We start from the raw sequence: 14,196 nt of genomic DNA, 5'->3' as shown, positions 1-14,196 counted from the left end.
GCGCTCGCTCTGTCGAAGGGGCGGGCATCGCCGCCGATGAGACGAGCCTAGCGGCAGGGGGCAGGGGCGGGCGCGGATTTGCGGGCGGGCCGCCCAAGATTCTGCCGATCAAACCGGCATCGGCAGCATGGATTGCCACGCCGCCGGTGGGCGCGTCAGAACTCGCCGACCTCGCCCTGCGACCCGTCGAGGAGGCGGGCATGGCGGAAGGGGCGGGGGTCGACGATCGGGGTGTCGCCGGTGGCGAGGTCGGCGGCGAGATGGCCGGCGCCGGGGCCCAGCCCGAAGCCATGGCCGCTGAGGCCGGCGGCCAGGACGAGGCCCTTCAGCCCGACGGTCGGCGAGATCACCGGCACGGCATCGGGCGTCGAGTCGATGTAGGCACCCCAGCTTTCCCGCACGGCGACGTTGCGCAGGGCCGGCACAAGCGCATGGGCGCGCTCCAGCAGTTTGGCGATGGCCTTTTGGCTGGGGGCGGGGTCGAGCACGCGGATTCGCTCGAACGGAGTTTCCTTGTCCAGCGTCCAGCTGCCCAGGGCTTCAGGCCCGTTGAAGAAGGAGGAGCCGATGCCGAACTCCACCGCCTTCAGCCGCTTGACGAACATCGGCATGAACTGGCGGGCGAAGCGGATGCCCTGGGGGGTCAGCTCGAGCGTGCCCTTGCCGCTGATGGCGATGGTGTAGCTGCCGTCGAGCCGGCGGGTCAGGGCGATCTCGGGCGTGTAGAAGGCGTCGAGCCAGTCGGGTGCAATCTCCGTGCGCAGGCTGGTGGCGCGGATGCTGGCCTGCGGGAAGACGACGCCGTGATGGCGGCAGAAGCCCGAGGCCCAGGCGCCGCCCGCGAGGATGACAGACTGGGTGCGGATCGTGCCTCTTTCGGTGACGACGCCGGTGACGGCGCCATTGGTCACGTCGAGCCCGCGCGCGGCGCAGCCCTGATGGATCGTCGCGCCGTGTTTGCGGGCGCCGAGCGCCAGAACCGGAGCGGCCAGGGCCGGTTCGGCCTTGCCGTCGGTCACGGAATGCACACCGCCGAGCCAGTTGCGGCCGGTGCCCGCCGTCATGGCGGAGGCTTCCGGCCCGGTCAGCATCCGCGTCGCGACGCCGAACTGCGTCGCCGTTTCGCGCCAGCGCTCCCATTGCGCGATCTGCGCGGCGTCATTGGTGGCATAGACCAGCCCGCAGCGGCGGAAGCCGGGATCCTCGCCGATCTCGCTGGCGAAGCGGTCCCACAGTTCCATGGAGCGCATGGCGAGCGGGAGTTCTCGCGCATCGCGGTTCTGCTGGCGGCACCAGCCCCAATTGCGGCTGGACTGCTCGCCGCCGACGACGCCTTTCTCGACGAGCGCCACCGAGCGGCCGCGCTTCGCTAGGAAATACGCCGCGGCCGCACCGACGATGCCGCCGCCGATGATCACGACATCGGCCTGCGCGGGCAGGGCGGCGTCGCTGGCAATCGGCTTGATCGTGGGGCTCATGGTGTCTCTCCGGCAGATCCTGGCCGGACCTCTAGCGGCGTTCCGCGCGCCTGCCTTGGATCATTTTCGCATCAGGCGGCCAAAGCCACCTCGACACTGGCTGCGACCGCAAAAAGCGACGCGTCGCCGCTGGTCTCGCCCATCAGCATCAGCCCCACTGGAGCCTCGCCCGGGCGGTTGCAGGGCAGGCTGATGGCGCAGCGGTCGAGGAAGTTGCCGAGGCTCGGATTGCGCAGCAGAAGCGCGTTCAGGCGGTAATAGTCGGCATCCGCGGCCAGTTCCGCGATGCGCGGCGCCACGATCGGGCAGGTCGGCATCAGCAGCGCGTCGAAGGGGGCGGTCAGCGCGTCCATCGCCGCGACGATGCGACGGCGTGCCGCGGTCAGGGCGACGTAGTCGGCGGCCGTCATCGTCGCGCCGGCCTCGATGCGGCTGCGCACGCGCGGATCGTAGAGCGCGCCCTTCGCGGCCAGCAGATCGCGATGCCAGTCGAAGGATTCCGGGCCTGTGAGGCCGCCGCGGCTCATCGCGGGCGCAATGTCGAGCAGGGGCGAAAACGCAATGTCGCTGATCCGCGCGCCCAGCGCCGTCAGCGTCGCGACCGCACGCTCGAAAGTGGTGGCGGCGGTTGCGTCCATGCCGTCGCGCATGATCTCGCGGGGAATGGCGAGGCGCAGGCCCGCGAGCGGGCGCGCCGCCGGCAGGGCGGGGACGTCTCCGGCGAGGACCGCATCGACGATGGCGCAGCAGGATACGCTGGCGCCAAGCGGCCCGAGCGAATCGAGGCTGCCCGAGAGCGGCACGACGCCGTCGAGCGGCACACGGCGGGCGGTCGGCTTGTAGCCGACGATGCCGCAGAGCGCGGCGGGGATGCGGCAGGAGCCGCCTGTGTCGCTGCCGAGCGCGACGACCGCCATGCCGTCGGCGACCGCGACCGCCGAGCCGGAGGAGGAACCGCCGGGGATGCGCGCGGAGGCCCTGTCCCAGGGGCTGAGTGGCGTGCCGTAATGCGGGTTGGCGCCGATGCCGGAATAGGCGAACTCGGTCATGTTGGTGCGGCCGACAGGGATGAAGCCGGCCGCCAGCATGCGCGCGATCGTCGGGGCGTGAGTCCTGGCGGGGGCGGCGTCGGCGAGCGCGCGCGAGCCCGCCGTCGAAACCTCGCCGGCGACGTCGAACAGATCCTTCACCGCGAAGGGGATGCCGGCATAGGGCGATGGCTGACGGCCGGCCCGGCGCAGGGCGTCATGGGCGTCGGCCGCGGCACGGGCGGCTTCGGCTGAAACGGAGATGAAGGCGCGGGCGCCTTCGCCTGCCGGATCGGCGATTGCCGTCAGGGAGTTCTCGACCAGGGCGCGCGACGTGGTGGCGCCGCTCGCGAGGGCCTCGGCGCAGCCTTGCACGGTCCGCAGCATGATCGTCTCTCCTGATGCAGTCAGGCGTCCGGCTTACCGCCGCGCGCCGGCGAAATCCATGCCGCGCAGGCGGTCCTCACAGCCCCGCTCACATCAGACCGGGTTCGCCCAGATCGGAGCCGTCGACGAGGCGGCTGTAGCGGTAGGGGTGGGGATCGACGATGGGCGCGTCGCCGGTGATGAGGTCGGCCGCGAGCTTGCCTGCAGACGGGCCGACGCCGAAGCCGTGACCGCTGTAACCGGCGGAGACGTAGAGGCCGGGCAGCTTGTCGATCGGGGAGATCACCGGCACCCAGTCCGGCGTGAAGTCGATCAGCCCGCCATATTTCTGCACGATCTTTACATCGGCGAGCTGCGGATAGATCTCGGCGATGCGCTTCAGCGCGAACGAGATCAGCTTCTCCTGCGGCGGCGGATCGAAGGTGCGCATCCGCTCGAAGGGGGAGATGCTGTCGTTGCTCCAGCGCATCAGCGCCTCCGGCCCGGCGAAGAAGGTCTTGTCGGCCGTGATCGTCAGAAGCTTGTGGCGCTTCTTGAAGGTGCGCCAGAAGGGCTTGGCATACATCATGCCCTGCGGGCTGAGCCGCAGCAGGCCGCGACCGCTGATACCGATCGTGTAGCCGCCGTCGAGCCGGCGGCGGAAGGTGACGTCCGGCGTCGAGATGCCCCCTAGCGTGATGTCGGGGCCCGGGATGGGCGCGGTGAAGAAGGAGGTCGACTGGACGCCGGCCATCGGCATGTCGACGCCGTGATGGCGGCAGAACATCGAGGTCCAGACGCCACCGGCGACGAGCACGCTGCTGGTGCGGATCGTGCCCTTCTCAGTGACGACGGCGGAGACCTTGCCGGCCGAGGTTTCGAGGCCCCGCGCCGCGCAGTCCTGGTGGATGGTGACGCCGAGCCGGCGCGCGGCTTCGGCGAAGGCGGGAACGGCAAGGGACGGCTCGGCCTTGCCGTCGCTGGGGGAATGCACGCCGCCGACCCAGTTCTCGGCCGAGCCCGGGGACATCTCCTTGGCCTCGGCGGCGGAGAGCACGCGGCTGTGCATCTGCATCTCGCGCGCCTTGTCGATCCAGCCCGACCAGGCCGCGAGATCGGAGGGTTTGGTCGTGACATAGACGAGGCCGGTGTGGCGGAAGCCGGTCTCGGCGCCGAGCTCCTCGTTCATGCCCTTCCACATTTCGAGCGCGCGCTGGGCGAGGGGGAGTTCGCGCAGGTCCCGGTTCTGCTGGCGGCACCAGCCCCAATTCCGGCTCGACTGCTCGCCGGCGACATAGCCCTTCTCAACGACCGCGACGGAGTGGCCCTTCTTGGCCAGATGATAAGCGGCGGTGATGCCGGCGACGCCGCCGCCGATGACCACCACGTCGGCGGAGGGAGGCAGCGTCGCGTCGCTGTGGATGCGGGTGACCGGGGGCGACATCGGTGCGGTTGAATCCTGCGGCAGGGGCCGGGAGCGGGACCTCGATACCATCCTATCCCGACAGAAGCCTATGCCAAAGGCACCGGTGGAAACGGCATAATCTGTGCACCTGCCCGAGGCGATCGGTGTTCGATATCGTGTGTGCCGCCTAGCCTGAAGGGAAGGCCGACAAACGGCCAACCGCGATCACCTGCCGCCAAGGCAAGGTCATCGCTCATAACGAGGGGTTTCCAATGACCAAGAAGTCCGACGGCAGCGTGACGTCCGCTTTCCCGATGCCCGCCATCCATCGCCGCGACATGCTCGCACTCGGTGCGGGCGGCCTGCTTGCGGCATCTGGTTTCAGCAACGCGCGCGCCCAGACCAAGGCCGTACCGCCGCCGCCGGCCAAGCCGACGGGGCAGGTCGTGGTTGGCCTGTCGCAGGAGCCGACCGCCTTCAACCCGCTGATGCCCGGCATCGAGGTCGACGAGACGATCTGGATGCAGATCTTCAACACGATGTGGGTGGCTGATCCCAAGGGCAACCTGATCCCCGACCTTGCGGTCGAGATTCCCAGCGAGGCCAATGGCGGCATCTCGGAGGGCGGCCTCGCCTGGAAGGTGAAGCTGCGTCCCGGCGTGACCTGGCATGACGGCACGCCGTTCACGGCGGAGGACGTCAAGTATACGCTCGAGCTGATCAACGCGCCGGGCTTCAAGGCGCGCACCCGCATCGGCCACGCCTTCGTCAGGGACATCAAGGTCACCGGCCCGCTGGAGATCTCCTGGCGGATGGAGAAGGCCTATGCGCCCTATCTGGCGCTGCTCTCCAACACCTTCATCGTGCCCAAGCACATCCTGGAGAAGGCGGCCGACCCCAATACGGCGCCGTTCAACCAGACGCCGGTGGGCACCGGCCCGTTCAAATGGGGCACGCGCACGCCGGGTGACAACATCCAGCTCGTCGCCAACGACAAGTTCCACGGCAAGGGCCCCTATCTGGAGCGCGCCGTTCTCAAATACGTGCCGGAGCAGACCTCACTCTACGCCCAGTTCCGCACCGGCCAGGTCGATCTCATCATCGGTACCGGCATCCCGGCGAATTTCTATGCCGAAGCCGTGAAGCTGCCCGGCCGCAAGGTCGTGAAGATCCCGAGCGCTTCGCTGGAAATGCTGATGCCGAACCTCGAGCATCCGGTGCTGAAGGACAAGGCGGTGCGCAAGGCGCTCTACGCCTCGCTCAACAAGCAGGCGATCATCGACATCATCTATTACGGCCTGCACATCCCCACCGAATCCTTCTCGCCGCAGGATTCCTGGGCCTACAATCCCAACCTGCCCAAGCACGTCTACGATATCGCGCTGGCCAACAAGATCCTCGACGACGCCGGTTGGAAGCGCTCGGGCTCCGGTACGCGCATGAAGGACGGCGTGCCGCTGACCTTCGCCGTCTCGACCACGACGGGCGCGGCGCTGCGCGAACAGGCCCAGCAGCTGATGATGCAGGATTGGGCCCAGATCGGCGCCAAGATGACGATCAACAACATGCCGGCGGCGGTGATCTGGGGCGAGTTCTATACGCGCTCCAAATTCGAATCGCTGATCGTCGGCACCGCCTTCCGCACCGTGATCGATCCCGATCCGGCGGCGCGCTTCGCCTCCGATGCGATTCCCGCCAAGAGCGGCGCCGGTGCCAACCAGATGCAATGGGCCAACGCCGAGGTCGACCAGCTGCTGAAGGATGGCCAGACGACGTTCGACCAGGAGAAGCGCAAGGCGATCTACTGGAAGCTTCAGGAGATTGCGCGCGAGGAACTGCCGATTCTGCCGATCTTCCAGTACGCCCCGGTCGAGGGCTACAAGGAAGGCCTGATCGGCTACGAGCCCAACGTCAATGCCCGCCAGAACACCTGGAACATGGGCAGCTGGTACTGGGCGCGCTGACACCATGACGCGCTTCCGCCCGGACCAAGGCACCCTGAACCCGACATCGCCATGAGCGGGTTTCTTCTGCAGAGGCTTCTGCAGGCCATCCTGTTGCTGCTCATCGTCTCGATGATCGGCTTCGCGATCCTGCATCTGGCTCCGGGCGGGCCGCTGTCGCAATTCGCGGCCGGCGGCGAGATGAACCAGGAGGATCTCGACCGCATCATCGAGCAACTCGGGCTGAACCGGCCGCTGCCGGTGCAGTATGCTGAGTGGCTCTGGCGGATGCTGAGTGGCGACTGGGGCCTGTCCTATCGCGACCAGCAGCCGGTGCTGCACATCATCGCCGGCCATCTCGGGCCGACGCTCGAGCTGATGGTGTCGTCGACCCTGCTCGCCATGCTGATCGGCGCCTGGATCGGCATCATCGGCGCGGTGAAGCGCTATTCGCTGTTCGACAGCATCGCCACGATCGGCACGATGATCGCGCTGTCGATCCCGACCTTCTGGTTCGGACTCGTCGTGATCTATGTCTTCTCGGTCGGGCTCGGCTGGCTGCCCTCGGGCAACCGCTTCACCATCGGCGACGGCTCCTTCCTGAACCGGCTGCACCATCTGGTCGGGCCCTGCGTCGTGCTGGCGCTGGTCTCGACCGCGGTCTGGAGCCGCTACATGCGCTCCTCGATGCTGGACGTGATCAACCAGGATTTCGTCCGCACCGCCCGGGCCAAGGGCGTGCCGGAGCGGCAGATCCTGATGAAGCACGTGCTGCGCAACGCGCTCCTGCCGATGATCACGATCACCGGCCTGCATGTGCCCTCGCTGCTGTCGGGGGCGCTCGTCACCGAGACGGTGTTCACCTGGCCCGGCATGGGCCGGCTCTTCCTCGATTCGATCAGCTATCGCGACTATCCGGTGGTGATGGGCATCCTGATGTTCACCGCCGTGATGGTGCTGCTCGGCAGCCTGCTCGCCGACCTGCTCTACGGCGTCGCCGATCCCCGCATTGCCAGGAGCGGCCGATGAGCCTGGATCCGACACTCGACGCTTTGCCCGCCCGCGCGGAAGGTTTCTGGAACGGGCGCGGCATGCGCCGCTTCCGGCGTCACAAGCTCGCTGTGTTCGGGGCTGTGACGATCATCCTGATGACGCTCGCCTGCGTGATCGGCCCCTGGCTTCTGCCCTATAGCGACACCTTCATCGACATCCGCCAGCGCTTCGCGCCGCCCTTTGCCGGCCCGCATATCCTCGGCACCGATCCGCTCGGGCGCGACATTCTCGCCCGGCTGCTGATGGCGGGCCGGATTTCGCTGGCTGTCGGCTTCTGCGCGATGGTGCTCTCGATGGGCATCGGCATCGCCGTCGGCGTCGCGGCCGGCTTCTACGAGGGCGTGATCGGGGCCGCGCTGATGCGCTTCGTCGATGCGATGCTGTGCTTCCCGACGATCTTCCTGCTGCTGGCGATCTCGGCGCTGATCCAGCCCTCCGTCCCCTCGATCGTGGTGCTGATCGCGATGACCTCCTGGATGGAGGTCGCCCGCGTCGTGGAAGCCCAGATCCGTTCGCTGCGGACGCGGGAGTTCGCACAGGCTGCGGTCGCCATGGGCTCGAGCAACATGCGCATCATGGTGCGCGAGCTCCTGCCCAATGCGATCGCACCGATCGTGGTCGCGGCCACGCTCAACGTCGCCCATGCGATCCTGGCCGAGAGCTACATCTCCTTCCTCGGCTACGGCATCCAGCCGCCGACGCCGAGCTGGGGCAACATGCTGGAGAACGCTCAAAGCTACCTGACGAGCGCGCCCTGGCTCGCCATCATCCCCGGCGCCGCGATCACGCTGGCGGTGACGAGCTTCAATTTCGTCGGCGACGGCCTGCGCGACGCACTCGACCCGCGCATGGACCTGCCGTGACGGGATCGGTTGCTTCGCTCTGGCGCTATCCGGTCAGTTCGATGGGCGGGGAGCGGCTGGAGCGGGCGCCGGTCGGCCCGTCGGGCATCGCGGGTGATCGCATCTGGGGGCTTCTCGACGCGCAGACGGGGCGGATCGCCTCGCCGGGGCGCGAGAAGCACTTCATCCAGGTGCCGCGCGGCCATGCGCGCGTCACCGGCGAGGGCATCGCGATTTCCGCCGATGGCGAGAGCTGGGCGGCGCCTGACGATCCAAAATCGATCGAGGCGCTGTCGGCGATTTTCGGGTTTCGGCCGCTGCTGAAGCCCTTCGATCCCGTTCCGGGAGAGGGATTCCAGCCGCGCTACGAGCATGCCCCGCTGCACATCGTCACCACGGCGGCGATGCGCAGCCTCGAACGGGATCATCCCGAGAGCGTCATCGATGCGCGGCGCTTCCGCCCGAGTCTCGTCCTCGACTGGCCCGATGGGGCCGAGGCGATGCCGGAGCAGGACTGGATCGGCCGGGAGATCCGCATCGGCGACGTCGTGCTGAAGGGGCGCGAGCCCTGCGGGCGCTGTGGCTTCATCACGATCGAGCAGGAGGGGCTGCCGCTCGATGTCGCGCTGCTGCGAACGATCGTGAAACGCTACGAGCGCAATTTCGGAATCTATTGCGACGTGGTGGTGCCCGGTGAGATTCGGGCCGGCGATAAGGTCATCGTTCAGGGGTGAACCGTCATTCCGGACAAGCCGCGCAGCGGCGCCGATCCGGAATCCATCGTAAGGCCCGGAGCCCTTCGATGGATTCCGGGTCTGCGCTTCGCTTGCCCGGAATGACGATGATCGTACGAGAAGCGCTCCTTGTCACTCCGCCGCCTGCAGGACCTCCGGCACCTGCGGATAGTCGCGCCGCACGGCGGTGAAGGCTGCGGCGACGTCGCCGCCATTCTCCGCCTCGCGCATCGCGGCGAAGAGCTTGGTCTTGACGAAGAAGCGCCAATGGACCGGCAGGGCCGCGAGCAGCCGCGTCAGGGCGTCGTAGTTGCGCGCCGTCCAGAGGCGCTCGAAGGCATCGCGCTCGGGGCCGAAATGGAAATGGGTCGTGTGGACGTCCTTGCGTAGGGTCGCGCGCAGGGCCGCCGTCGCCTCGGCATCGACGACACCGTCGGTGATCACCACGCCATAGCGCGCCTTGGCCGCCGCCACCCCGACATAGCCGCGCTCGACATCGAGCCGCACCCGCTCCGGCTCGCGCTCCAGCGGGCAGCCGCGCCCGCCGCCGCCCGGCGAATGGATGTGGATGACGTCGCCCGGCTCGGCGATGGCGATGTCGGTGTTGCCGAGGATGCGCTCGCCGGCCCGGCCAGGGTTGATGATGAAGTTCGAGGTTTCGGCCGACAGGCCACCCAGCGTGCCCCAGGGCCGGAAGATCGAGCGGTCGCGGTTGCGCACGGTGATGCGCGAGTTCGGCGCGAAGACCTTGAACTCCATCACGGTTGCGAGCCCGCCGCGCCAGCGGCCGGGGCCGCCCGAATCCGGCAGCAGGCCATAGCGGGTGAACTGGATCGGCACCTCGGTCTCGGTGATCTCGATCGGCGTGTTCTTGAGATAGGCGGCGTCTGCGCCCGAGCCGTTGGTGCCGTCGCGATGGGGCATGCCGCCGCCGCCGCCGACGACCGGGTTGATCGCGGCGATGACGCTGCGATGGGTGCGCTCATCGGTGGTCATGACGTTGACGATGGAACTCGACCCCGCCGGCGCGGCGGGCATGCGCTCGGGCACGGCGAGGCTGAAGGCGCCGAAGACCAGGCTGCGCAGCCTGGCGCAGGTCAGGCTGCGCATGCCGACGGCCGCCGGGAAGGTCGGGTTCAGCACCGTGCCCTCGGGCGCGATGCAGGTGAAGGGCCGGGTCAGGCCGGAGTTGAGCAGGATCTGCGGGTTCAGCGTGTAGAGGACGTAATAGACGCCGACGAGCAGCAGGGTGTGGCGCGGGTCGGAACCGGTCGGCACGTTGAGCGAGGAGCCGAGCTGCGGGTCCGAGCCGGTGAAATCGAGGATCGCCTCATCGCCCCTGATCGTCAGCGTCAGCTTCAGGCGGCAGGGGTTGCCGTCGACGCCGTCCTCGTCGGCATAGTCGGCGAAGACGTATTCGCCGTCCGGCATCCCGCGCAGGATGTCGCGGGCCTGATGCTCGGCGTAGTCCATCAGCCCGTCGAGGCCGTCCATGAAGCCCTTTGCGCCGAATTTCTTGACCATCGCCAGGATCTTGCGCTCGCCGGTGTTGAGCGCGCCGGCGAGCGCCTTCAGGTCGCCCATGTTGAGGGCGGGCTTGCGGACGTTCATCGTCATGATCCGCAGGATGGTCTCGTCGAAGGCGCCGTCGCGCATCAGCGTCATCGGCGGGAAGCGGATGCCCTCCTGGTGGATCTCCGTCAGCGAGCGGGAGAGCGAGGCGGGCACCGCGCCGCCCATGTCGGTGTTGTGGACATGGCCGCCGACGAAGCAGACGATCTCGCCCTCGTGGAAGATCGGCTTCCACAGATGCGTGTCGGGCGCGTGGGTGGCGAGATAGCCGCTATAGGGATCGTTGGTGAAGGCGATGTCGCCGGGCCGGTATTCGTCGACCAGCTCGATCGCGCGGTTGTAGTTCATGCCCGGATACCAGGTCGCGCCGAGATCCATCGGCACGGCGACGACGCGGCCGGTCCGGTCCATCACCATCACGGTAAAGTCCTCGGTCTCCTTGACGAAGGTCGAATGGGCCGTGCGGTAGAGCGTGTAGGCCATGTTCTCGGCCGCCGCCCGGCAGTGGTTCGCCAGAACCTGCAAGGTGATCTTGTCGACCATGATCAGGCCTCGCTGCGCAGGATGAGGTGGAGGTTGAGGCGGGCATCGACCTCGGCGTCGAAGCCCTCGGGGATGCAGATCGTCGTGTCCTGCTGAGCGACGACGGCCGGCCCCGAAAAGCGGTGGCCGTTGCGCAGGGCATCGCGGTGATGGAGATCGACCTCGCGGGTGGCGCCGTCGAGCCAGACCTCGATCCGGCGTGCTGGCGTCGCCATCGCCGCCGGCTGGTCCGCCGCCGGGGCGGGCCGGGGGCGCGGCGTCGCGCCGCTGACGACCAGACGCAGATTGACGATCTGCACCTCGGCACCGACGTCGTTGAAATCGTAGATGGCGAGATGCTGGCTGTGGAAGGCGGCCGTCATGGCGGCGAGGTCGCCGTCGTGCAGCCAGGCCTCATCGAGCGGCACCTCGATCTCGAAGGACTGGCCGTGATAGCGCATGTCGGCGCTCAAGGTTTCGACCACGGGGCCGTCGAAGCCCTGGTCCTGCCGGATCCAGGCCAGCCCGTCCGCCTTCAGCCTCGCCAGCGCCTCGCGCAGCAGCGGCAGCGCATCCGGCACGGCGGCGGCGAAGACGGTCTGGATGAAGTCGCCCTTCACATCGGCGATGAGCCCTCCGAGCGCGCTGACGACGCCCGGCCGGTGCGGCACCAGCACGCGGGGGATGCCGAGTTCGCGCGCCAGGAAGCAGCCGAGCATCGGCCCTGCGCCGCCGAAGGGCATCAGCGTGAAATCGTGCAGATCGACGCCGTAGCGCGCGACGAGCTTGTTGACCTCGACGAACATCTCGGAGACCGCAACCGCGATGATCGCTTCGGCGGTGGCCTGGGGCGTCTGGCCGAGCTTCGCGGAGAGGTCGCCGATCACCGCGTCGGCGCGGGCGCGGTCCATGCCGATCTGGTCATAGGCGAGGGGGGTGTGGCCGAGGAAGCCGCTCGCCGCCATGGCATCGGTCACGGTGGCGCGGGTGCCGCCGCGGCCATAGCAGGCGGGGCCGGGCGTCGAGCCGGCGCTCTCGGGGCCGACCTTGAGGACGCCGAAATCATCCGCCCAGGCGATCGAGCCACCGCCGCTGCCGATCGAGGTCACGGAGACGCTCGGGAGGAAGAGCGGGAAGTCGCCGACGACCTCGCCGGTGCCGAATTGCGGCTGGCCGTCGATGATCAGCGCGAGGTCGGCGCTGGTGCCGCCGATGTCGAGCGTCAGCACGTTGCCGACGCCGGCCTGTTCGGCCAGCCAGGCGGCGCCGATGACGCCCGACGCCGTGCCCGAGAGCAGCATGTTGACGCAAGCGCGCTTGCCGGTGGGGGCGTTCATGATGCCGCCGTTCGACTTGGTCAGCATGGGGGCTGCCGGCACGCCGCGCGAACCGAGCGCCGCCTCCAGCGCGGTCAGATAGCCCGCCACGCGCGGATGGACATAGCCGTTCAGGATTGCCGTCGTCGTGCGCTCATATTCGCGGATCACCGGCCAGACCTCGCTGGTGGTGAAGACGAAAAGCTCCGGCGCGAGCTTCGCGATCAGCGCCCTGGCCTGCGCCTCATGGGCACCATTGCGATAGGCATGGAGGAAGGAGACGATGACACCGTCGACGCCCTTGGCGCGGATGGCGGCCACGGCGGCGGCGAGCTCGTCGGTGTCGAGCGGTTCGGCGATTTCGCCGCTGGCGAGCTGGCGCTGGCGGACGCCATAGATGCGGTCACGCGGGATCAGCTGCTCGGGCCTCGCGCAGAACAGCGAGTACATCTCGGGCATGCGCAGCCGGGCGAGCTCGATGACATCCTCGAAGCCGGCCGTCGTGATCAGCGCGAGCCGGCTGCCCTTGCGCTGGATGATGGTGTTGATGCCGACGGTCGTGCCGTGAACGAAAGAGACGACCTCCCCGGGTGCGATGCCATGGCGCTGCTGCAGCAGGTGCAGCCCGTCGAGCAGTTCCTTGCCCGGCTCGTCCGGCGTGGTCAGGACCTTGATGGTCTCGACGCGGTCGGTGCCGGTCTCGAGGGCACAGAAGTCGATGAAGGTGCCGCCGATGTCGACGCCGATACGCCAGCTCATGATCCGCCTGTCCATGGAGTTCGCGGCAATGTCGGGTTGCGCGCGCCCCGCCGTCCAAGAGCAAGGCCGCCCTGCTTCATAAGGCTGGCTTATGGTCGGGCTTGTCCGCCTCCGTCAGGCCGAGATCGCGGCAGGCGGTGCGCAGATGGGCGCGCAGCAGATCGTGGCTGCGCGACAGCGGACGGCGCGCGCTGGTCAGCAGGCAGAGCGGCAGCGAGACCTCGGGCAGGAAGGGCCGGGTCACCAGGCCGGGAAAGCTGTGCCAGGGCAGGAGACCATCCACCACCGCGACCCCGAGCCCCTGCTGCACGAAGGCGAGCCCGATGATCGAGACGTCGATCTCCATCTCGGGCTGGAAGGCGAGCCCCTCCCGGGCGAAGGCCTCGCGCAGCAACCGCCCCTGCAGGGAGGTGGCGCGGTAGGAGATCAGTGTCTGGCCCAGCAAGTCGCCGGCGGCGATTGATGTCTTCTGCGCCAGTTCATGGCCTGCGGGCAGCACGCAGACGATCCGCGTCCGCCCGATGATCTCGGTGTCGATCCCCGCCATCGGCTCGTCGGTCATGGCGACGCCGAGCCCGGCCTGGCCGTCGTCAAGCATGCGCATGATGATCTCGGCCGGCACGACATAGGAGAGCACCCGCAAGGCGGGGTGAGCGCTGCGGAAATGGCGCAGCGCCTCCGGCACGACCGAAAGCGAAGGTGGGGCGGAGGCGGCAAGCCTGACGATGCCGGCCTTGCCGTGGCGCAGGTCGCGGGCGCGGCCGCGCAGGGCCTCGAGGTCCCCGAACAGGCGCTCGACCTCGGGGTAGAGATCCTCGGCCTCCGGGGTCGGGATCAGCCGGCCCTTGACCCGCTGGAACAGCTTGAAGCCGAGTTCGTCCTCGGTGTGCAGGAGGATCTGGCTGAGCGCCGGTTGCGAGACGTTCAAGGCTTCGGCGGCGCTGGTGAGCGTGCCGCAGCGCATCACCATCCGGAAGACTTCGATCTGACGCGCACGCATCCGCTTCACTCCGGCCCGGTACCGCGGGCAGGGCAACTCCACCGCCGGATTCGTCGCGGCGCAAGGGGGCGGTGGGGAATGGAGCGAGTTCTGAACGGGCGGTTAAGCCCAGTGAAGGGGCGGGCGAGATGTTGCCTATAAAAAAGGCTCAATCTGACGCCATGCATACAATCGCGCG

Annotated in this window: 10 protein-coding genes; 4 read left to right on the top strand and 6 right to left on the bottom strand. The window is 68.4% G+C overall.

Features of this window, described 5'->3' with window-relative positions:
• Positions 1–155: 155 nt before the first annotated feature.
• From Q8S38_RS21010 to Q8S38_RS21000, 3 genes are all read right to left on the bottom strand, one after another.
• Positions 156–1,478: an NAD(P)/FAD-dependent oxidoreductase gene (locus Q8S38_RS21010; protein ID WP_305682286.1), complete on the bottom strand. Its 1,323-nt coding sequence runs from the start codon at positions 1,476–1,478 to the stop codon at positions 156–158.
• Positions 1,479–1,549: 71 nt separating this feature from the next.
• Positions 1,550–2,893: an amidase gene (locus Q8S38_RS21005; protein WP_305682285.1), complete on the bottom strand. Its 1,344-nt coding sequence runs from the start codon at positions 2,891–2,893 to the stop codon at positions 1,550–1,552.
• 88 nt (positions 2,894–2,981) lie between these two features.
• Entirely contained in the window at positions 2,982–4,316 is a 1,335-nt protein-coding gene (locus Q8S38_RS21000) for an NAD(P)/FAD-dependent oxidoreductase (protein WP_305682284.1), read from the bottom strand.
• A gap of 233 nt (positions 4,317–4,549) precedes the next feature.
• On the opposite strand from Q8S38_RS21000, the gene Q8S38_RS20995 reads away from it, so the two are divergent.
• Genes Q8S38_RS20995 through Q8S38_RS20980 form a run of 4 tightly spaced genes read left to right on the top strand, consistent with a single transcriptional unit; the run spans position 4,550 to position 8,849 of the window.
• On the top strand, positions 4,550–6,241 hold the full coding sequence (locus Q8S38_RS20995; protein ID WP_305682283.1) for a peptide ABC transporter substrate-binding protein: 1,692 nt from the start codon (positions 4,550–4,552) through the stop codon (positions 6,239–6,241).
• A gap of 51 nt (positions 6,242–6,292) precedes the next feature.
• A complete protein-coding gene (locus Q8S38_RS20990; RefSeq protein ID WP_305682282.1) occupies positions 6,293–7,249 on the top strand; it encodes an ABC transporter permease in 957 nt (318 codons plus the stop codon).
• Entirely contained in the window at positions 7,246–8,136 is an 891-nt protein-coding gene (locus Q8S38_RS20985; protein ID WP_371125932.1) for an ABC transporter permease, read from the top strand. Before Q8S38_RS20990 ends, Q8S38_RS20985 begins: the two co-directional genes overlap by 4 nt.
• A complete protein-coding gene (locus Q8S38_RS20980; protein WP_305682281.1) occupies positions 8,133–8,849 on the top strand; it encodes an MOSC domain-containing protein in 717 nt (238 codons plus the stop codon). Before Q8S38_RS20985 ends, Q8S38_RS20980 begins: the two co-directional genes overlap by 4 nt.
• Positions 8,850–8,981: 132 nt before the next feature.
• On the opposite strand, the gene Q8S38_RS20975 is transcribed toward Q8S38_RS20980, so the two are convergent.
• The 3 genes from Q8S38_RS20975 to Q8S38_RS20965 all read right to left on the bottom strand — a co-directional run bounded on the left by Q8S38_RS20975 (position 8,982) and on the right by Q8S38_RS20965 (position 14,018).
• On the bottom strand, positions 8,982–10,964 hold the full coding sequence (locus Q8S38_RS20975) for a hydantoinase B/oxoprolinase family protein (protein WP_305682280.1): 1,983 nt from the start codon (positions 10,962–10,964) through the stop codon (positions 8,982–8,984).
• A 2-nt stretch (positions 10,965–10,966) separates the two neighbouring features.
• Complete coding sequence (locus Q8S38_RS20970; RefSeq protein ID WP_305682279.1) at positions 10,967–13,018, bottom strand: hydantoinase/oxoprolinase family protein; 2,052 nt, start codon at positions 13,016–13,018, stop codon at positions 10,967–10,969.
• 76 nt (positions 13,019–13,094) lie between these two features.
• Positions 13,095–14,018, bottom strand: coding sequence for a LysR family transcriptional regulator (locus tag Q8S38_RS20965; protein ID WP_305682278.1), 924 nt, complete (start codon positions 14,016–14,018; stop codon positions 13,095–13,097).
• Between the last annotated feature and the right edge of the window lie 178 nt (positions 14,019–14,196).

The organism is Allobosea sp., from assembly GCF_030695125.1.
In the GTDB taxonomy this organism is placed as follows: Bacteria; Pseudomonadota; Alphaproteobacteria; order Rhizobiales; family Beijerinckiaceae; genus Allobosea.
Note: the sequence above shows the minus strand (reverse complement) of the source record. Positions and strands in the feature narration are given on the sequence as shown.

Excerpts from the sequence above, each read along its gene's own strand:
- Q8S38_RS21010 (WP_305682286.1), bottom strand. The coding sequence starts at position 1,478 with ATGAGCCCCACGATCAAGCCGATTGCCAGCGACGCCGCCCTGCCCGCG.
- Q8S38_RS21005 (WP_305682285.1), bottom strand. The coding sequence starts at position 2,893 with ATGCTGCGGACCGTGCAAGGCTGCGCCGAGGCCCTCGCGAGCGGCGCC.
- Q8S38_RS21000 (WP_305682284.1), bottom strand. The coding sequence starts at position 4,316 with ATGTCGCCCCCGGTCACCCGCATCCACAGCGACGCGACGCTGCCTCCC.
- Q8S38_RS20995 (WP_305682283.1), top strand. The coding sequence starts at position 4,550 with ATGACCAAGAAGTCCGACGGCAGCGTGACGTCCGCTTTCCCGATGCCC.
- Q8S38_RS20990 (WP_305682282.1), top strand. The coding sequence starts at position 6,293 with ATGAGCGGGTTTCTTCTGCAGAGGCTTCTGCAGGCCATCCTGTTGCTG.
- Q8S38_RS20985 (WP_371125932.1), top strand. The coding sequence starts at position 7,246 with ATGAGCCTGGATCCGACACTCGACGCTTTGCCCGCCCGCGCGGAAGGT.
- Q8S38_RS20975 (WP_305682280.1), bottom strand. The coding sequence starts at position 10,964 with ATGGTCGACAAGATCACCTTGCAGGTTCTGGCGAACCACTGCCGGGCG.
- Q8S38_RS20970 (WP_305682279.1), bottom strand. The coding sequence starts at position 13,018 with ATGAGCTGGCGTATCGGCGTCGACATCGGCGGCACCTTCATCGACTTC.
- Q8S38_RS20965 (WP_305682278.1), bottom strand. The coding sequence starts at position 14,018 with ATGCGTGCGCGTCAGATCGAAGTCTTCCGGATGGTGATGCGCTGCGGC.